General features: G+C 45.1%; 16 protein-coding genes. 13 read left to right on the top strand and 3 right to left on the bottom strand.

The window, feature by feature from the left end; all coding sequences use genetic code 11:
* Window positions 1-3 precede the first annotated feature (3 nt).
* From OCV70_RS01095 to OCV70_RS01080, 4 genes are all read left to right on the top strand, one after another.
* The gene (locus tag OCV70_RS01095) at window positions 4-981 is read left to right on the top strand and encodes an ABC transporter permease (protein WP_117850709.1); all 978 of its coding nucleotides are present in this window, start codon (window positions 4-6) and stop codon (window positions 979-981) included.
* A gap of 134 nt (window positions 982-1,115) precedes the next feature.
* Window positions 1,116-2,228, top strand: a complete 1,113-nt coding sequence (locus tag OCV70_RS01090; RefSeq protein ID WP_186900730.1) for a substrate-binding domain-containing protein — start codon at window positions 1,116-1,118, stop codon at window positions 2,226-2,228.
* Between the two features lie 338 nt (window positions 2,229-2,566).
* Complete coding sequence (gene rhaB, locus OCV70_RS01085; RefSeq protein ID WP_173767261.1) at window positions 2,567-3,970, top strand: rhamnulokinase; 1,404 nt, start codon at window positions 2,567-2,569, stop codon at window positions 3,968-3,970.
* A 138-nt stretch (window positions 3,971-4,108) separates the two neighbouring features.
* Window positions 4,109-5,527 carry an arabinose isomerase gene (locus tag OCV70_RS01080; protein ID WP_117850701.1) on the top strand — a complete coding sequence of 473 codons (1,419 nt, stop codon included), beginning with the start codon at window positions 4,109-4,111 and terminating at the stop codon, window positions 5,525-5,527.
* Between the two features lie 130 nt (window positions 5,528-5,657).
* On the opposite strand, the gene OCV70_RS01075 is transcribed toward OCV70_RS01080, so the two are convergent.
* Window positions 5,658-7,511, bottom strand: coding sequence for a sensor histidine kinase (locus OCV70_RS01075; RefSeq protein ID WP_021924772.1), 1,854 nt, complete (start codon window positions 7,509-7,511; stop codon window positions 5,658-5,660).
* Window positions 7,512-7,529: 18 nt separating this feature from the next.
* Window positions 7,530-9,077, bottom strand: a complete 1,548-nt coding sequence (locus OCV70_RS01070) for a response regulator transcription factor (protein ID WP_021924773.1) — start codon at window positions 9,075-9,077, stop codon at window positions 7,530-7,532.
* A 226-nt stretch (window positions 9,078-9,303) separates the two neighbouring features.
* On the opposite strand from OCV70_RS01070, the gene OCV70_RS01065 reads away from it, so the two are divergent.
* The 4 genes from OCV70_RS01065 (at window position 9,304) to OCV70_RS01050 (ending at window position 14,000) form a co-directional block, all read left to right on the top strand.
* Window positions 9,304-10,815 (top strand): sugar ABC transporter ATP-binding protein, encoded by a 1,512-nt coding sequence (locus OCV70_RS01065; RefSeq protein ID WP_117850696.1) that lies wholly within the window; start codon window positions 9,304-9,306, stop codon window positions 10,813-10,815.
* Window positions 10,815-11,810 carry an ABC transporter permease gene (locus OCV70_RS01060; RefSeq protein WP_117850694.1) on the top strand — a complete coding sequence of 332 codons (996 nt, stop codon included), beginning with the start codon at window positions 10,815-10,817 and terminating at the stop codon, window positions 11,808-11,810. The genes OCV70_RS01065 and OCV70_RS01060 overlap by 1 nt, the downstream gene beginning before the upstream one ends.
* 2 nt (window positions 11,811-11,812) lie before the next feature.
* A complete protein-coding gene (locus OCV70_RS01055) occupies window positions 11,813-12,817 on the top strand; it encodes an ABC transporter permease (protein WP_117850691.1) in 1,005 nt (334 codons plus the stop codon).
* Window positions 12,818-12,977: 160 nt separating this feature from the next.
* Entirely contained in the window at window positions 12,978-14,000 is a 1,023-nt protein-coding gene (locus tag OCV70_RS01050; RefSeq protein ID WP_117850689.1) for a substrate-binding domain-containing protein, read from the top strand.
* A gap of 104 nt (window positions 14,001-14,104) precedes the next feature.
* Here the strand turns inward: OCV70_RS01050 and OCV70_RS01045 are convergent, their stop codons facing one another.
* Window positions 14,105-14,485, bottom strand: coding sequence for a DUF3783 domain-containing protein (locus OCV70_RS01045; protein WP_173767264.1), 381 nt, complete (start codon window positions 14,483-14,485; stop codon window positions 14,105-14,107).
* A gap of 129 nt (window positions 14,486-14,614) precedes the next feature.
* Here OCV70_RS01045 and OCV70_RS01040 point away from each other — a divergent pair, with 129 nt between their 5' ends.
* From OCV70_RS01040 to OCV70_RS01020, 5 genes are all read left to right on the top strand, one after another.
* The gene (locus OCV70_RS01040; RefSeq protein WP_262579015.1) at window positions 14,615-15,547 is read left to right on the top strand and encodes an AraC family transcriptional regulator; all 933 of its coding nucleotides are present in this window, start codon (window positions 14,615-14,617) and stop codon (window positions 15,545-15,547) included.
* A 1-nt stretch (window position 15,548) separates the two neighbouring features.
* Window positions 15,549-16,061: a hypothetical protein gene (locus OCV70_RS01035; protein ID WP_021925718.1), complete on the top strand. Its 513-nt coding sequence runs from the start codon at window positions 15,549-15,551 to the stop codon at window positions 16,059-16,061.
* Between the two features lie 288 nt (window positions 16,062-16,349).
* Window positions 16,350-17,636, top strand: a complete 1,287-nt coding sequence (locus OCV70_RS01030) for an ABC transporter substrate-binding protein (RefSeq protein ID WP_262579012.1) — start codon at window positions 16,350-16,352, stop codon at window positions 17,634-17,636.
* A gap of 171 nt (window positions 17,637-17,807) precedes the next feature.
* Window positions 17,808-18,707, top strand: coding sequence for a carbohydrate ABC transporter permease (locus OCV70_RS01025; RefSeq protein ID WP_173767269.1), 900 nt, complete (start codon window positions 17,808-17,810; stop codon window positions 18,705-18,707).
* Window positions 18,700-19,527, top strand: a complete 828-nt coding sequence (locus OCV70_RS01020; protein WP_021925720.1) for a carbohydrate ABC transporter permease — start codon at window positions 18,700-18,702, stop codon at window positions 19,525-19,527. Before OCV70_RS01025 ends, OCV70_RS01020 begins: the two co-directional genes overlap by 8 nt.
* Window positions 19,528-19,566 lie beyond the last annotated feature (39 nt).

The raw sequence follows: 19,566 nt of genomic DNA, 5'->3' as shown, positions 1-19,566 counted from the left end.
GTCATGACTAAGAAGAAAAAAAGTATTTTAAGTGATCAAAGATTTGTTGTTTTGCTGGTTATCATTGCGCTGTCTGCTGTATTTTCCTTCATGAGTAAGGAATTCAGACAGTATACCACAATCCTTAGTATGTTAGATTTCTCATACTATGATCTTTTGATGGCAATCGGTGTTACATTCCCGCTTATTACCGGTGGTGTAGACCTGTCAATCGGAACTGGTATGGTATGCTACGCGCTGATCGGCGGAACTCTTATAAGAAACAACAATGTTCCTGTATTAGCAGCAATGCTGATTTGTATTGTACTCGGAATTTTAATCGGTACATTGAATGGTGTTCTCATTGGTATTATGAATCTGCCGCCATTCCTTGCTACTCTTTGTACCTGTATGATTACCCGTGGTGCCGGTTCTCTTTGCAGTGCTACACCATGGCCTACACTGAATCAGCCAGGCGGATGGTTCCACTCTATCTTTAAGCTGACAATTGGTCAGGGAAGAAGTGCTTCCCGTTATCCAATCGGTTTCCTGTGGATGATTCTTCTGGTAATCCTGATGGAGTTCGTTCTGAACCATACTAAATTCGGACGTTACACCATCGCAATCGGTTCCAACAAAGAAGCAGCAGCTCTTTCCGGAATCAATGTTAAGTTCTATCATGTAATGGTATATGTTGTATGCGGTCTGTTTACAGGACTTGCAGCTATCGCATATGCAGCAGTAACTCCTACTGTACAGCCTGGTACAGGTGCCGGACTTGAGATGGATGCAATCGGCGGTGTATTCGTTGGTGGTGTTGCAGCTTCCGGTGGTTACGGATCTGTAGTAGGAACTTTAGTTGGTATTTTCGTTATCATGCTGCTTAAGACCGGTCTTCCATATGTTGGTCTTCAGGCGAACTGGCAGCAGATCATCACAGGTCTTGTACTGATCGTTGCAGTACTGATCGATATTCTGAAAGAAAAGAAAAGCGCAAAATAACAATTGAATATGTGAGACCAGCTGCAAGGCAGCTGGTCTGAGTGAAACATTTATAATGGATGTGAAGCGTCAAAGAGGTGTAATGGCGTATCATCATAAAAAACTATATAATTTATTTCAAGGAGGAAGTAGAAATGAAAGCAAAAAAAGTTATGGCATTAGTACTCTGTGCAGCAATGGTATCTGGTTTAGCAGCAACAACTGTTATGGCAGCTCCGGAAGATCAGTTTGATGGTCTTACAGCTAACGAAGCTTATGAGTTCCCAATGATGGTTAAATCCTTCCAGTCTACATACTGGGAAGCAGCTATGAAAGGTATGGACAAAGCTGCTGAAGAATTAGGCGTAACTTATACCGCACAGGGACCGAACAGTGAGTCCGATATCGCTGACCAGGTTAACATGATTAACACAGCAATCGCAGCTAACCCAGTTGGTTTAGGACTTGCAGCTTGCGATACCTCTTCTGTACAGGAAGCTCTTCAGACATGTGTTGACAAAGGAATCCCGGTTGTTACATTTGATACAGGTATCACAGATGCTCCAGAAGGCTCTGTAGTTTGCGAAGTTTGCACAGACAACGCACAGGCTGGTGCTGTAGCTGCTGAGAATATGTATCCGGCAATCAAAGACGTTATCGCAAATGCTGAGGGACAGGTTATCATCGGTGAGGTTAACCAGGATGCTACAGCTCAGAACATCCAGCAGCGTGGTACAGGATTCATCGATAAGATGATCGAGCTTGTTAAAGCTGATGGAAAAACAGTAGCAGTTAAAGGTAATGAGTTCTATGTAAACGCAGCAACAGGTGCTGACGCTACAGAAGCTGATGCAGACGTTGTTATCCAGGTTGCAGTTCCGGCACAGACAACTGTAGAGCTTTGCTCCACAGAGGCTCAGGCTATCCTTTCTCAGGAAAACTGCATCGCTATCTTCGGTTCCAACCAGGTTTCCGCAGAGGGAGTTCTTGCAGCTAACGCTAACCTGAACGTTCTTGGTTCTGACGCAGCTAACGGCGATGTTATCGGTGTTGGTTTCGATGCTGGTTCTATCATTAAAGCAGCTGTAACAGATGGCACATTCCTTGGTGCAGTTACACAGTCTCCTCTGATGATGGGATACTATGCAATCTACGCTCTGACAGCAGCAGCTAACGGACAGGAGCTTGAGGATGTTCCTACAGCTGGTTACTGGTATGATGCTACAAACATCGACGCAGAAGACATCGCTCCAAACCTTTATGACTAATCAGAAATAAAGAGACGAAGAAACGTCTAGTGTTTGCAGGCATTTGAACTGTGAATAAAACAGACCCCCGGGGCAATGCCCTGGGGGTTTTCTGCTAAAGAAAAAATATGTGGCTTTATCTGCAAAAACTGAGAGCATTTGCAAATAAGGACACTTTTTTGGACAAACAAGGGTCTTATATATTAATAAAGAATATAGTACTATGGTATCATCAAATATGAATGAGACTGCATTTATGAACAAGCAGGAAAGCAAAGTACAAATATTCGCTTTACAATCATGCAGTATGTTACTGTATACAGTAACTGCACACATACATATTTAGGAGGTTTTATAAAATGGCAAAATATTATCTGGCAGTAGACATTGGAGCATCCAGCGGACGACTGATTCTGGGACATCTTGAGAACGGAAAGATGGAGCTTGAAGAGGTTCACCGTTTTGAAAACGGAATGGTAAAGAAAGATGGAGAGCTTTGCTGGGAATTTGACAGACTTTTCAAGGAAATCAAAAATGGCCTTAAGAAATGTAAAGAAATCGGCAAGATTCCGGTAAGCATGGGTGTAGATACCTGGGGCGTTGACTTCGTACTGATGGACAAGGATGACAAGGTTCTTGGAAATACCGTTGGATATCGTGACCACAGAACAGAGGGAATGGACGAGGAAGTTTACAAGATCATCTCTCTTGAGGATCTTTACGCACGTACCGGAATCCAGAAGGCAATCTTCAACACTGTATATCAGCTGATGGCAGTAAAGAAGAAACATCCGGAGTACTTAGAGCAGGCTGAGACTATGCTTCACGTACCGGATTATTTCCACTATCTCCTCACAGGCCAGAAGACCTGCGAGTACACAGAGGCAACTACCGGACAGCTGGTTAGCCCTGAGACAAAGGATTGGGACTACGAACTGATCGATATGCTTGGATATCCGAGAAAAATGTTCCAGAAGCTGATCATGCCGGGAACAAGCATCGGACACTTCACTGAGGAAGTAAAAGCAGAGGTTGGATTTGACGTAGAGGTTGTAGCACCTGCTACACATGATACCGGTTCTGCAGTTCTTGCAGTTCCTGCAAATGACGACGATTTCATTTACATCAGCTCCGGAACATGGTCTCTGATGGGTATCGAGAGAGAGAAAGCAGACTGCTCCAAGAAGAGCTGTGAGATGAACCTGACCAACGAGGGCGGCTATGCAGGAAGATTCCGTTATCTGAAAAATATCATGGGTCTTTGGATGATCCAGTCCGTTCGTCATGAATTTGATGACAAATACGGATTCGCAGAGATCTGCCAGATGGCAGAGGAAGCCAAGGATTTCCCATCCAGAGTAGATGCTAATGATGAGTGCTTCCTTTCCCCTGACAACATGACTGAGGAAGTGAAGGATTACTGCCGCAGAACCGGACAGAAGGTGCCGGAGACATTAGGCGAGATCGCAACTGTGATCTACACCAGCCTTGCTGAGTGCTATGCAAAGACAGCCAGGGAACTGGAAGAGATGACAGGCAGAACCTACAGCCGTATCCACGTAGTTGGCGGCGGCTCCAATGCAGGCTACCTCAATGAGCTGACAGCTAAGGCAACTGGCAAGGAAGTTCATGCAGGTCCTGGAGAAGCAACCGCGATCGGCAATATTACCGCTCAGATGTTAAAAGCAGAAGAGTTCAAATCTATCGAAGAGGCTCGTACCACAATTCATGAGTCCTTTGGAATTAAGGTATATCAGGCTTAATTAGAAAAAGAAATTGTGACGCACATCCTGCAGAGAGCCTTTTTCAAACAAGCTTCAGGATATACAAGTGTATGTATGATAGCACCTGTGAATTGCTCACCGGTGTACAATATATCAAATAAAACAGGAGGTACTACTATGTTAGTAAACACAAAAGCAAAAGTTGGTGTATTTTCTATTGCTTTAGGAGCATATCTGCCTCAGTTCCCGTCACTGGTACCTGAGTTTGAAGCTCAGTATGAAGCATTTAAGAAAACAATTCCGGATACTGTAGAGATCATTGATGGAGGAATGGTAACAACCAAAGAGCAGTCTATGGTTGCAGGAGATAAATTCCGTGCAGCAGACGTTGACCTTGTTTTCCTTCAGATGCTGACCTACGCTACATCCTACAATATGCTGCCGGCAATCCGTGACCTTGACGTTCCGGTTGTTCTGGTAAACGTTCAGAAGCTGAAAGCTCTGGATTATGATCACACAGACATTGCTGCATGGCTTGGTGAAGGCTATGCCTGCGGTGCTGTTGGAGAAGCTGTTGCTGACCTTGAGAGAGCCGGCAAGAGACACGCTGTTATCACAGGTGTTGTAGAAGGCGGAGATCCAGGCGTTCAGGCTGAGATCGAAGACTGGTGCAAGGCTGCTCAGGTAAGAAGAAGATTCCGTGACACCAACATTGCACAGATCGGAAGACCTTACCCAGGTATGATGGACCTTTACATTGATGAGACTAACCTGTACAACAGAATGTTCCTCTACACCAAACAGTTCGACTGGGAGAAGATGTGGGCAATCGCTGATGATATCACAGATGAGGATGCAATCCGTGCAAAAGCTCAGGATATCCTTGATACCTTTGATATCGAAGGCGGCGGAACCATTGAGAAAGTATGGGATATGGCCAAATACGTTGTAGCATTTGAGAAATGGGTAAAAGACGAGCATCTTGGAATGATCGCTTCCCATTACGACGGATTTGCACAGGGCAAGGCTGGTGTTCTTGACAGTATGCTGATCCCGGCATTCTCCATGCTGATCAAACAGGGTACTGCATGTGCTGTTGAGGGCGACATGAAGGTTGCTATGGCAATGAGTATTCTGAAAACAATTTCCGGTACCGGCCAGCTTTCCGAGATGTACTCCATTGACTTCAACGATGACATCTGCATTATCGGTCATTCCGGAAGCGGTGATGCTGACATCTCCGACAAGAAGCCTACCATGAAGATCGTACCAGTATTCCACGGCAAAACAGGCGGCGGATATCTGACACAGTTCTATCCATACACAGGCCCGGTTACCTATCTTGCAATTACACAGGATGCTGACGGACATTTCAAATTCGTTGTTGCTGAGGGCATCAACGAGGAAGGACCGATCCTTTCCTTCGGTGATACCAACATGAGAACACGTTTCACATGCGGCGCAAGAGAGTTCGTAAACCGTTGGAGCGAAGCAGGCCCGACACATCATATGGCTGCTGCAACAGGAAGACATATCGATACTCTTCTGAAAGTTGCCAAGATCTTCAACATTCCGGTTGATATCGTAACAAGATAATTGCGGTAAAAATAAGACCATCATATGGTTTTGTACACATATTCATATTCAGCGAAAGGGAGAGCCTGCGGACTCTCTCTTTTGCTGTCCTGAAAAAAATTGCCCTGGAAGCTTTTTCCCAGGGCAGTTATCATTTCGTCTCTGTATTTATTTGTTTCTCTGAAATCCCATCCCTTTTTGCAGGAAAACGAATCTGCACTTCTGTTCCAGATCCAAGCTTGCTGGAATAGGAAAGTCCGTACTGGTCTCCATAGAGAACCTGAAGCCGTCTGTGCGTATTGTAGATGGCAATATTGGTTCCTCCGGAAACGCTGGTTCCCTCACCGGAAAGAATCACAGGCAGCTTATCCGGTGCAATTCCCACACCATCGTCAGAAATGAGAAGCACCACATCCTTATCCTCCATCCATCCGGTAAGAACAATGGTACCGGACTTGGTTGGCGTCTCCAGAATACCGTGAAGCACTGCGTTTTCCACAACCGGCTGCAGGGTAAGCTTGGGAATCTGGTACTCCATCAGCTCATCCGGAATATCCGAAATAAAGGAAATACTGTCGTGATAACGCATGTTCTGCAGATGCACATAGATGGAAACATGTTCTTCTTCTTTGGCAATGGTGCTGATTCCCTTCTTGCGGCTTAAGGTCAGCTTATAAAAACGGGAAAGGCTCTGCACCGCGTTGCACACCTCGGAAGTACGTCCCTGATGCGCCATCCAGTTGATCATATCCATGGTGTTGTAAAGAAAATGGGGATTGATCTGTGCCTGCAGGGAATTAAACTCCGCAATGCGAAGATCCTCCGCAGCCTGTGCCTGCTTTTCCATCAGCTGGTTCATCTTGCGGGTCATATAGTTGTAGGTGTCGATCAGATCACCAATCTCATCGTGGGCATCCGGGCTGTCCATGGGAACTGGCGGCCCGTGCCGTACCGTACGCATCTGGCTGATGACAGAAGAAATTCGTCCGGTAATAGATTTGGACAGGGTGCTTGCCAGGAAAAAGGCCAGGGCCAGCACTGCAATATAAATAGCCAGGAACTGAAGCACCAGAATATTGCTCTGCGTGATCAGCGGCTGGGAAGGAAGGACCGTCACCATAAACCATCCGGGCTGCCGGATCCGGTAAAATCCAACATAAACTGTCTTTCCAAGGATTTCCTGCTCCACATAGCTGTTGGAAGACATATAGGATTCCATGATCTTGTCGTAATCCAGCCAGTATATTCCGGCAAGGGAATCGCTGGAAGCAGATACCAGGTTGTTTCGCTCATTCATAATATAGGAAACGCTGCCGTCCAGAGTGAGATTTTCCGACAAAATCTGGTTGAAATCATAGCCGGAGTAGTAAACCGCTATGTAAGCATCATAGGTTCCGCTGTCATAGATCACGGAAGCATGGGTAATGTAGGCCTGGTCTCCGTATGCTTTCTTTTCCTGTGCACCAAGATAAAAGGAAGGGCAGAACAGCTGGGCTGCCCGGGTTCCTCTGAAAATTCCGTACCAGTAGGTTCCCTTGGCCTGTTCCAGGGAAAGGAAGGTATCCTTCAGATGATCAGAATTCAAAAACGCATCCACATCAGCTGAGGCTTCCTTTGGAACCTCCATATAAATTTTTACATTGGTCACAGGTGTGTCCTGGGTCAGCTGCCTGATCCGGTCTGAAAAATCCGCTGCGTCCTCAGACTCCGCCAGATCCGAAAAGGAATCGGTTATGGCATTTTTGAAAAGAGTCTGGTAAAAATCCAGAGAAGAGATCTCCGTGCTCACATCCAGGATCTTCTGGAGAGATTCCTCGATCAGCGGCGCCGTCTGTGCAGAGCGGTCCTGTTCCTGGCGGATGGTATAGGAGACCACCATGTCATAGGCATTTCCATAGAAAAAGAAAATAATGGCAATTGCAGGAATTGCCACGATCACAAGAAGTACCAGGGTGAACTTGGACTGTAGGTTCAAATCCTGGTACCATTGCTTGATTGTCCGCAAAGTTCATCCCCCTTTCTGTCAGCCCATTTTCTCTCTGTACTCAGAGGGGGAAAATCCGGTATACTTCTTGAAGCTCTTTCCGAAGTAATTGCCATCGCTGTAGCCTACCTGGGAAGAGATGTCTGCAATCTTATATCTGGGGTCGGAGAGCAGCTGCTTGGCTTTTTCCATGCGGAACTCCGTAAGATACTGATTCAAAGTCTGTCCAGTCTCATTTTTAAAGAAGGTACACACATAGGAAGTGGACAAAAATACATGGTCGCTGATATCCTTCACAGACAAGGTCTCGTTCATGTACTTCTGGCTAATGTAATCTTTGATCATGAAAATTGTGGAGTTTTCTTCCGCTGTATTGTCCACTGCCTGGAAAAAGGCCTCTGTTTTGCGGACCAGCTTCTGATGGAGTTCGCCAAATGAGAAAATTTTCTCAAGGGCATCAATCAGGTTTTCCTGTTTGTCAGAAAGGGTCAGCTTCAGCTGCCGCGCCGCTTCCTCCAGGGAACGGAAAAGCTTGTAATACAGATCCTTTGCCTGATTGGGAAGAATATTCTGGTTGCGTCCAAAGTATTCCATAAGCTTATCCAGAAAAAGGGTAGTCCCTTCCTGGTCCTTGGCTGTGAGGAGGGTAAGAAGCTCATGCTCCGGATGGGCAGGAAGCTCCGGCTTGTTCCAGGCAGACGGTGCTTCATGGAATGGAGACAGGAAGGTTCCGGCCGGGAAAAAGAAGCTGTTCTGCAGAAGGATGACCGCGGAGGTATAGGACTGATAGGCTTTGGAAATGCCAGTCAGGGTGTCCCCTGCCGCAATGCAGAAGCGGGAATAGCGGGAATAAAGCTTGCAGAAGAACTCCTCAATGCTTTTCCTGGCGGCAGGACCGGGAGCCGGGCCAAACAGGAAATAAACCATATACTGCACGCGCTTTTCCGCAAAAATACAATCTATATGGAAAGTTTTCAGAAATTCCCGCACAGACATGTACATGGCACCAGCTTCATTAATAGGAAGTTCTTCTTCCGTTTCTGTTTTCAGAACAATGGCAGTAAAGCTGGTAGATGGGCTTATGGAAAGGGAAAGCTCTGCCAGCAGCTGGTCAATGTTTTCTTTTGCTTGAGCGTAAGGCTGGGTAAGCAAAAGGGCCAGGCGGGAGGCATTTTCCATGGAATGGATGGATTCGTTGTGTCTGGTCCGCTTTCTTTCCAGGCAAAGATCCCTGGCCTCGATCACAGCATCCTGGATTTCCAGAGGATCCAGAGGCTTCTCAATATAGTTGACTGCCTTTAACTTAATGGCAGCCTTCAAATATTCCTTATCTGAGTATCCGCTCATAAAAACAGGAACCACATCGGGAAGAATGGTTTCCAGCTGCTCTAACATCTGGATCCCGTCAAGTCGGGGCATGCGCACATCGCACAGGATAATATCCGGCTTATGCATGCGTGCCATTTCCAGGCCGTTCATGCCGTCATCCGCCTGAAGTACTTCATCGATTCCGATAGACTGCCAGTTTATAGAAGAAATCACACCCACACGGGTCAGCTCTTCGTCATCTACGATTAGTAATTTCATGATAAAACTCCTTTAAAGGGTGAAAATGCATGTATCTATCATATCACAATTATATCTAAAATACGAGACGCAAACCGCCTGGTTTTGTGGAAAATTCATTTGTCAGTGGAAAATTTTACCCATTAAGTGGAAAATATTTTACCCTGTTTCAAAATATTTTCCCATTTCCAAACAAATTGCCTAATGATAGAATAGAACCAGATCAAGAAAGGGAGGAGAAAAAGCCGTGTCTGAATATGTTCTTGAATTAAAAGGCATTACGAAAATTTTCCCCGGCGTTAAAGCACTGAACAACGTACAGTTCCAGTTAAAGCCTGGCGAAGTTCACGCACTGATGGGCGAAAACGGTGCAGGTAAATCTACCTTCATTAAAGTAATTACCGGTGTACATAAAGCAGAAGAGGGCGAAATGTACCTGTTTGGCCAGAAAGTGGATTTCAAAGGACCTAAGGATGCACAGGAAGCAGGAATCGCAGCTGTTTACCAGCACCCAACATCCTATCCACACTTAACCGTGGCCGAGAATATTTTTATGGGACATGAGATCAAGAAGAATCACATGATCCAGTGGAAAGCAATGAATGAGGAAGCCAACAAGCTTCTGAAACAGCTGAATGCAGACTTCGATTCTACAGCTGAGATGGGAACCTTAAGTGTTGCCCAGCAGCAGATGGTCGAGATCGCCAAGGCATTATCCACAAATGCAAAGATCGTCATCCTGGATGAGCCTACCGCATCTCTTACAAAGAGAGAATCCGAGGAACTCTACAGAATCGTAGATCAGTTAAGAGAAAAAGGAGTTTCCATTATCTTCATTTCCCATCGTTTTGAGGATATGTACCGTCTGGCAAGCCGAGTTACCGTATTCCGTGACTCCCAGTACATCGGTACCTATGATGTAGATGGAATCACCAATGCAGACCTGATCAAAGCCATGGTTGGCCGTGAGATCAAGGATCTGTTCCCGAAACCGGAAGTTAAGATTGGTGATGAGATGCTTCGTATCGAGCATTTATCCCGTACCGGATATTTCAAAGATGTTTCCTTCAATGTACATGCCGGCGAGATCGTTGGCCTTACAGGTCTTGTTGGCGCAGGTCGTACAGAGGTTGTGGAAAGCGTCTGTGGAATCACCAGACCAGATGAAGGAAAGGTTTATCTGGAAGGTAAGGAAGTACATATCAAACAGCCATCTGAGGCAATGGAGAAAGGAATCATCCTTCTTCCTGAGGATCGTCAGAAGGAAGGTCTGATCATGAGCTGGGGACTTGGAAGAAATGTAACCCTTCCGACCATCAGCAAATATGCAAAGAAAGGCTTCAATGACGAGAAGACAGAAAGAGATCTTGCCAAGAAGCTTCTGGAAGAAGTTGATACCAAGGCAGTGGATATTTTCCAGCCTGCAAGCTCTCTGTCAGGTGGTAACCAGCAGAAGGTTGTAGTTGCCAAGGCGCTTAGCCAGGAAATGAAGGTTGTCATCATGGACGAGCCGACCAAGGGTGTTGACGTTGGTGCTAAGGCTGAGATTTATGCAATCATGGGTGACCTTGCAAAGAAAGGCTACGCGATCATCCTGATTTCTTCTGAAATGCCTGAGATCCTTGGAATGGCTGACCGAATCGTTGTAATGTGCAACGGACGCAAGACTGGTGAGCTTGACCGCGGAGAAGCAACTCAGGAGATGATCCTTGAGCTGGCTATGGAGAAAGGTACATCAGGAAAGGGGGCAGCTAAATAATGGAAAAGAAATCTTTCATGAAAAAGCTGACAGGTTCCCGTGAAGCACTGCTTGCAGTGATCCTGGTTCTGCTTTTCGTAGTAATTACAATCATCAGCCCGTCATTCCTTACATTTAAGTCTCTGACGGATATGCTGAAAAACAACGCCGTAACAATGGTAATGTCACTTGGTATGCTGTGCGTTATGCTGGTAGGCGGAATCGATATTTCCATCATGTCTACACTGGCACTGACCGGTATGTCAATTGGTATGCTTCTGAAATATGACCACATTTCCAGTACTTTCCTGGCATTTGTGATCGCACTGGCAATCGGAATCGCATGCGGCTTCTTGGTAGGTCTTGTAATCTCCAGAGCTGACGTTCCTCCGATCATCGCAACAATGGGCTTCATGTACATCTACCGTGCAATGGGATATCTTGTTTCCCACAACGGTGAGTGGGCAAGTGCAGCAGCCCTTGGTAAATTTAAAGATTTTGCAACAACAAAATTCCTGGGAATGAGCCTTGTAATCTGGGTGATCATCTTCTGCTATGCAGTATTCTTCGTATTCATGAAGTGGACAACACTTGGAAGAAGAATCTACGCAGTAGGAAGCAACCCAAGTGCAGCTGAGGTTTCAGGTATCAATGTAAAGAACATTAAGCTTCTTGTTTACACCATCATGGGTCTTCTTGCTGGTCTTGGTGGAGCCCTTCAGGTTTCTATTTACGCTTCCGCAATGCCTGATATGCAGCAGGGCGGTGAGATGGATGTTATCGCAGCCTGTGTTATCGGCGGTGTAAGCATGAGCGGTGGACGCGGTACTGTACTTGGTGCATTACTTGGTTCTTTAATCCTTGCAACAATCGCAAAAGCACTTCCGCTGATCCCATTCTTCGATCAGCTGTGGCTGAACACGATCAAGGGTGTTATCATTCTTGTCGTAGTTGTTGTAAACATTGTTTTACAGCGTACAGCTGACAAAAACGCATTAAAGGGAAGGGAGATGTAATCATGGCTGGAAAATCTGGAAGAAGTATTAACAACGTGCCGAAAAGCCCCGTAAAACAGATGATCTTCAGCTGGGAAGGCATTCTGGTACTCCTGTTTATTGCAGTAAATATTTTCTGTGCAAACTTTTCAGAGTTCTATAATTTGAAGAGCTTGCTCCGTCAGATGCCTGTTTATCTGGCAGAAATCTTCTTGATGCTGCCGATGGCATACATTCTGGTACTTGGCGAGATTGATATTTCCGTTGGATCTATCGTGTGTCTCTCCGCAACAATGGCTTGTATCGTATCCAATACAGGTGCACCATTTATCGTAGTAATCCTTGCGGCTCTTCTTGTTGGAACTGCATGCGGTGCAGTAAACGCATTCGTTCTTACACAGTTTGAGGAACTGCCTCCGATGATCGTAACACTTGCAACACAGATCATCTTCAGAGGTATCGCAGAAATCGTTCTTGGAAACGGCGGAAGTATTTCCGTAACTAATACAGAAGGCTTCTCTGCACTTGGCGGAAAAGTAGGACGTATTCCTTACATCCTTTTCCTGGTTCTGATCCTTGGAATCATTGCAGCAGTCATCCTTGGCAAATGTACTTTCGGACGCAGAGTATATGCAATCGGTACCAACCGCCTTGCAGCTTACTACTCAGGAATCCATGTACAGAAGATCCGTTTCATTATCTACACCCTGATGGGAACGATTTCCGGTCTGTGTGCGCTGTTCCTGATCTCTTCCTCATTTGGAGCAAACACCACAACTGGTAATGGATTCGAGATGGATGCCATCGCAATGGCAGTATTCGGAGGAATCTCCTCCACAGGTGGTAAAGGTAATATCGTCGGCGGTCTGATCTCAGCATTTATCATCGTTTGCCTTCGTGTTGGTCTTGGACAGAGAAACATTCATCCACAGGTTATCCTGCTGATCATCGGTGTGCTTCTGATCGGTGCAGTTGGACTTCCAAACATTGTAAAAGAAATCCAGAAAAAAGCAAAAATGGCAAAATAATTTTTGCAGTGAAACACCTAACTTATACCAATAAAATTCCTTAATACCTTAACCTTAAAAAAGTAATACAATTTTATTTTACATGCTTGTTAACTGCACCCGCGGAAGGGCGGGGCAGTTGCAAATAAAAACTATATTATTTCCATGGGAGGAAAAAACTATGAACAAAAAAATCGTAAGCGCAGTTCTTTGTGGAGCAATGATCCTCGGATCCGCAGTTCCGGCTATGGCTGGTACAGCTGACGGAAAGAAAATCGCACTGGTTGGTAAATCCGCTGGTAACGCATTCTTCGAAATCGCAGCAGCTTCTTTCGTAGAGACAGCTGAGGCAGAGGGTGCTACAGTTGATACTGTTTACCCAGAGGCAGCTACAGCAGATGCTCAGATCAAAGTTCTTGACAACCTGATTTCTCAGGACTATGATGCAATCTGTATCTCCGCAAACGACGTAAACGCTCTTCAGGCTAAATTACAGGAAGCTATGGACGAAGGAATCAAGATCTCCTGCTTCGACTCTGCAACAAACCCAGACAGCCGTCAGATCTTCATCAACCAGGCTGGTACCGTTGCTGTAGGACAGGCTCTTCTGGATGCAGTTCTTGATATCGCTGGCGGAGAAGGACAGTTCGCAATCCTTTCTGCTACATCTCAGGCAGCTAACCAGAATGCATGGATTGATGCTATGAAGAACATCATGGAAAGCGATGACACTTATGCAAACCTTGAGCTTGTAGAAGTTGCATACGGCGATGACGAGCCACAGAAATCTACAGACCAGACAGCAGCTCTTCTTGAGAAATATCCAGATCTGAAAGTTATCTGCGCACCTACAACAGTTGGTATCGCAGCAGCTGCTAAATACCTTCAGGACAACGGATCTGCTTGCAAATTAACAGGTCTTGGACTTCCATCTGAGATGCTTGAGTACACAGGTGCTGATGATGAGCATTCCTGCCCATACTTCTATCTGTGGGATATGCAGGGCCTTGGAAAACTTTCCGCTCTGACAACAATCGCTCTGGTCAACGAGGATATCACAGGTGCTCTTGATGAGACCTTCACAGCTGGTGACCTTGGGGACTACACAATCACAGAAGCTGATGACGGCGGCACAGAAGTTGTTCTTGGTGCTCCTCTTCAGTTCAACCCAGACAACATCGAAGAGATGGCTAAACTGTACTAATCAGACAGTCTAAAATAAGATTAAATGGTAAAGAAAGAGCCCTGCCGCGTGCAGGGCTTTTTCACGTCTTGGGGATTCTGTCCTGGATTTGTATTCTGGCGTTATCAACGAGCATGTGTGGCTGCATGTTCCCTCATCAGTTCCTCATGGAGCTTCATAGAATCCCAGTGCATGGTTACCGGGGTAAGCACAGCCTTTAACGCTACGGGCGGGAGGCTGTTTTCTTTAAAGAAGGCCAGAAATTCATCCAGCTGCTGGCTGGAAAAGCCGTTCAGAACCATCATTTCCTCCTGGAAATTCTGTCCCAGGTTAAACACCGAATTCTTCGCAAATCCCGGAATCTCAAACAAAAATCCAAGGCTCTCCAGGTACTCTGACGGTTGCACCATCCGCAGGGAAATCTTCTGTCTGTTCAAATATCTGCGGATCTGGCGCAGGCGGTTTTCATCTTTGAAATTGTATAGTAAAATCTGTGCTTCGGACATGGCGAAATCTCCTTTAGCGTGTAAAATATAAAAAGAGCATAGCAGAAAAATGTATTTTTTACAAGAAAAGTATGAATGGAAACATGAATTATGATATAGTAAAGCAAGACGAACTTCAAAGGAGACCATATGGCGAAGAAACGAAAAATGAAAATGGAATTCCGCTATTACCAGATGCAGGATGGCAGCCCCATTCTTTCCCTTCTTGGTGAAAAGTGGGAACAGAATTACGGAAGGGATGTGGACTTCCTTCATTTCCACAATTACCTGGAAATCGGCTACTGCTACAGCGGAGCAGGAGAACTGGTACTGGGCGAGGAGACTGTGCGTTTCGCAGGCCGGGAGTTTACAATCATCCCGCCCAATTTTCCCCACACCACTACCAGCGATATCGGAAATATCAGCAAATGGGAGTATTTGTTTATTGATGTGGAAGGCTTTCTGGCGAATGCGGCGGGAACTCCTCTGCGCGCAAAGAAGATGGTCCAGCGTATCTATTCCAAAGCCTTCTGCCTAAAAGAGTGTGAATACAAAAGCCTTTCTGATAAGATTCTTAAGATCCTGGATATTATGCGTGGTGGTGAGGAATTTTACCTGGAAGAAGCCAAGGGAATCCTTCTGGCGCTACTGGCAGAGGTGGCAAGGCTGAACCGTTCTTCCCAGGAAGAGAATATTGAGAAAAAAGGAAAGATTACCAACATGATCGCCCGTTCCATCGACTACATATCTCAGTATTATATGGAGGATATCCGAATTGGGGACCTGGCAAAGGCAAGCCACATCAGCGAGACTCATTTCCGCAGGGTTTTCACTTCTTACATGCACATGAGCCCGCTGGAGTACATCAACAAAGTAAGGATCCAGACTGCATGTGAAATCCTGAAAAAGACAGACGAGCCCATTTCTGGTATTGCCTACAAATGCGGTTTCACAACTAATTCCACATTTAACCGGAATTTCCGCCAGCTTATGGGAATGTCCCCGGCAGAGTGGCGGAAGCGTCCGGAAAATTATGAACAGCAGCTGCTGAAATTTGATATTCACTCAGAGAAAGGATGGTAGAATGTACGATTACAAAATAGTAGAACAGGTGACAAGAAAGAAAAAGAAGCTCTCCGGAGTTTTAAAAAAGACAATGGTATTCTTTGCAGTGGTATTTGTACTGATGGGAATTACCATCTCCCAGGCATTTATGCTGGCCGGCTTTTGTCTGGCAGGTCTGTATTTTATTTACGGAACCTTCTGCCAGAGGGATTATGAGTACACGCTGGAAAACGATACCCTTACCATTGACGTGATCTACGGAAACAAGTATAGAAAGACTGCCCATGAGCTGGATTTAAGAGAGCTTGAGATGATCGCCCCACACTGGCATCAGGCAGTGGCAAAGTACAAAAAGAACGGCGGAACCGAGCATCTGAAGAAATATGATTACACCTCCTATGAAGAGGATACGCCTTATTACACCATGATCATAAAGGAGGACGGACGCAAGATCAAACTCCTTTTGGATCTTACCCAGGAGATGCTCCATACCATCAAAACCAAGTATCCGCGGAAAGTCTTTTTTGCATAATTTAAAAAGAAAAGAATGTAACATATTCACAAAATGGACACATAAATTTGTGAAAAAGTACAGAAAATACATTTTTTTATGTTTTATCTGGTGTAAATAAACGACGGAATTCGTTAAGATGACGAAAATATATAGAAAAATGAACGAACAGTAAAAAAGTTAAAAACACACATAATGGTCGAAAATGCACATTATATGAGCGGTATTGCATACATCAAAGGGCATACGGATGTTATAATGCATTCATAAGAAATACGAAGAAACAATTTATTAAGGGAGGATATTTCTATGAAGAAAAAAGTACTTACCGTATTACTCACAGGTGCAATGGTAGCTTCCATGGCAGCTGGCGCAACAGTTGTATCTGCAGAAGAGAGCGACAACACCTTAACTGTATGGGCATGGGACCAGAACTTCAATATTAAATCCATGCAGATCGCAGCTGACCAGTATGCAGCCGACCATGAGGGATTCTCAGTAGATATTATCGAGACCTCTTCTGATGACTGCCAGACCAAGCTTACCACAGCAGCGAATGCAGGTGACTACAGCACTCTTCCTGACATCGTTCTTATGCAGGACAACAGCTATCAGAAATTCCTGAAAGCTTATCCGGATGCTTTCACAGATCTGAAAGATATGGATATCAACTGGGATGATTTCGGAGCTCTGAAACAGTCCTATTCCATGGTAGATGATACACATTACGGTGTTCCGTTTGATAACGGTGCAGTTATTGCATGCTATCGTACAGATATCCTTGAGGAAGCTGGATATACACTGGATGACCTTACAGACATCACATGGTCCAGATTCGAAGAAATCGGTAAAGACGTTCATGAGAAAACAGGCAAATACCTTCTTACAAGCGAAGCAACAGGCGGCGATACACTTATGATGATGATCCAGTCCTGCGGTGCAAACTTCGTAAACGAAGACGGTGAAGCTTATATCGTTGGCAATGAGACAGCTGAGAAATGTATCGACCTTTACACAGAGTTGGTACAGAATGACGTTGTAAAACTTGTAAACAACTGGGATGAGTACATCTCCACCATCACAAGCGGCGAGGCTGCTGGTATCGTAAATGGTAACTGGATCACAGCTACTCTGATGTCCACAGAGGATCAGAAGGGCTTATGGGGAATCACCACAATGCCTAAGGTTGACGGTGTTGACACAGCTACAAACTATGCAAACAACGGTGGATCTTCTTGGTACATTACCTCTAACTGCAAGAACGTAGAGCTTGCTGAGGACTTCCTTGCAAGCACATTTGGTTCCAGCACAGATTTATATGATGCAATCCTTCCGGAGACAGGTGCTATTTCCTGCTACCTGCCAGCTGGTGAGTCTGATGTTTACAACGAGCCAAACGAGTTCTTTGGCGGACAGCCAATATTCTCAACAATCGTAGAGTACTCCTCTCATATTCCGGAGTTCACAAAGACTCCATACCACTATGAGGCAAGAGAGTGTGTCAACACAGCTGTTGTAAATATCGTAAACGGAACTTCTAAAGAAGACGCTCTTCAGGAAGCACAGGATACACTGGCATTCAAGATGACTGAGTAATCTTTCTTGCGAAGTGATTTCAGACTGAATAAGAAATAATTTTTAGGGAGGCGGGGGACTGCTAAGTGGTCCTCCGTTTTCTATACTAAAATATGGGCATTAAATGAAAGTGCAGCGGCAAATTTTCCCAGATCATTTGTCGGTACACATGACTTGAAAGGAGGAGTTCCTGTGAATTCCAAGAGAAAAGGTATGACCCTGGCTACCAAGCAGAAGGCAGCCGGATGGATCTTCCTGGCACCCGCTTCTATTATGATCGCAATCATGAGCTTTTATCCCATGATTCGTGCATTCATCATTTCCCTGCAGACTGGTGCCGGCGCAAATATGCGTTTTGCAGATCCGATCTTCAGCAACTACAAACGTATTCTTGCAGATAAAGTATTCCAGCAGTCCATTGCAAACACATTCCTGTATCTGATCATTCAGGTTCCGATCATGCTGGTGCTGGCAATCCTGCTTGCACAGCTTCTGAACAACAAGGATTTGAAGTTCAAGGGATTTTTCCGTACATGTGTATTCCTGCCATGTGCTACTTCACTGGTTTCCTATTCTTTGATCTTCCGTTCTATGTTTGCAACAGACGGTCTGATCAACAGTGTTCTGATGAAACTGGGAATCCTGTCCTCAGGATATAACTTCCTTGGAAACGCTACCAGCGCAAAGATCGTAATCATTATCGCGCTGATCTGGAGATGGACCGGATACAACATGGTATTCTACCTGGCAGGTCTTCAGAACATTGAATATTCTGTATACGAGGCAGCCAAGATCGACGGTGCAAACGGATGGAAAACCTTCTGGAAAATTACAGTACCGCTTTTGAAGCCAACCATTATCATGACATTCATTATGTCCATCAACGGTACCTTACAGCTGTTCGATGAGTCTATGAACCTGACAAAGGGCGGTCCTGCAAACAGTACCATTACAATGTCACATTATGTTTACAATACCTGTTTTGTCAACGTGCCGAACTTTGGATATGCAGCAGCAATGTCCTTTATTATCTTTATCATGGTAGCGATTCTGGCATTTATCAACTTGAAAGTAGGTGATACTCGTGACTAAGAAAAACAAATCTGCAATCCAGAGAAGACTGATTCCTACATATATTTTTCTGATCATTGTATCATTTTTCTCCGTATTCCCGCTGTACTGGATGATTTCCGCAGCTACCAATACTTCCACAGATGTATCACGAGGACGCATTATTCCGGGAAGTCATTTTATGGAGAACTTTAACAATCTGACTTCACAGCAGCCCCTTTGGAGAGCGCTTGGAAACTCTTTCCTGTATGCGATCCTGACCACTGTGATCTGCCTTCTGATCTGCTCCATCGCAGGATACGGATTTGAAGTTTATCATGACAAAGGAAAAGACAGACTGTTTTCCATTCTGCTTCTTGCCATGATGGTTCCCCAGGTTGCTACAATGGTTCCGTTATTCAAGATGTTTTCAAAGGCAAAGCTTCTGAATACCTCCATCGGTTTCATCCTTCCGATCATTTCCACACCGTTTATGATCATGATGTTCCGACAGAATGCCCGTGCATTCCCAGTAGATATTATCGAAGCTGCACGTATTGACGGATTAAGTGAAGTCCGGATCTTCTTCCAGATGTTTATTCCAACCATGAAATCAACCTACGCAGCAGCCGCTGTTATTACCTTTATGAATGCCTGGAATGCATACTTATGGCCGAAGGTAATTATGACAGATAACAAAGCCATCACAATGCCGATGCTGATCGCCAACCTGATCACAGGTTATGTGACGGATTACGGTATGCTGATGTGCGGCGTATTATTCTGTTCCATTCCGACTATGGTTGTATTCTTCGTACTGCAGAAACAGTTTGCAGAAGGTATTACCGGTGCGGTAAAATAAGTTTGGAAAATGAGAGGGTGCTGCGATTTGTCTGCGGCG

Source organism: Blautia acetigignens (assembly GCF_025566865.1).
Taxonomy (GTDB): domain Bacteria; phylum Bacillota; class Clostridia; order Lachnospirales; family Lachnospiraceae; genus Blautia_A; species Blautia_A acetigignens.
This window is presented reverse-complemented; position numbering and strand designations above follow the sequence as displayed.

Excerpts from the sequence above, each read along its gene's own strand:
- OCV70_RS01080 (WP_117850701.1), top strand. The coding sequence starts at position 4,109 with ATGTTAGTAAACACAAAAGCAAAAGTTGGTGTATTTTCTATTGCTTTA.
- rhaB (WP_173767261.1), top strand. The coding sequence starts at position 2,567 with ATGGCAAAATATTATCTGGCAGTAGACATTGGAGCATCCAGCGGACGA.
- OCV70_RS01090 (WP_186900730.1), top strand. The coding sequence starts at position 1,116 with ATGAAAGCAAAAAAAGTTATGGCATTAGTACTCTGTGCAGCAATGGTA.
- OCV70_RS01055 (WP_117850691.1), top strand. The coding sequence starts at position 11,813 with ATGGCTGGAAAATCTGGAAGAAGTATTAACAACGTGCCGAAAAGCCCC.
- OCV70_RS01040 (WP_262579015.1), top strand. The coding sequence starts at position 14,615 with ATGGCGAAGAAACGAAAAATGAAAATGGAATTCCGCTATTACCAGATG.
- OCV70_RS01060 (WP_117850694.1), top strand. The coding sequence starts at position 10,815 with ATGGAAAAGAAATCTTTCATGAAAAAGCTGACAGGTTCCCGTGAAGCA.
- OCV70_RS01070 (WP_021924773.1), bottom strand. The coding sequence starts at position 9,077 with ATGAAATTACTAATCGTAGATGACGAAGAGCTGACCCGTGTGGGTGTG.
- OCV70_RS01050 (WP_117850689.1), top strand. The coding sequence starts at position 12,978 with ATGAACAAAAAAATCGTAAGCGCAGTTCTTTGTGGAGCAATGATCCTC.
- OCV70_RS01045 (WP_173767264.1), bottom strand. The coding sequence starts at position 14,485 with ATGTCCGAAGCACAGATTTTACTATACAATTTCAAAGATGAAAACCGC.
- OCV70_RS01035 (WP_021925718.1), top strand. The coding sequence starts at position 15,549 with ATGTACGATTACAAAATAGTAGAACAGGTGACAAGAAAGAAAAAGAAG.
- OCV70_RS01095 (WP_117850709.1), top strand. The coding sequence starts at position 4 with ATGACTAAGAAGAAAAAAAGTATTTTAAGTGATCAAAGATTTGTTGTT.
- OCV70_RS01030 (WP_262579012.1), top strand. The coding sequence starts at position 16,350 with ATGAAGAAAAAAGTACTTACCGTATTACTCACAGGTGCAATGGTAGCT.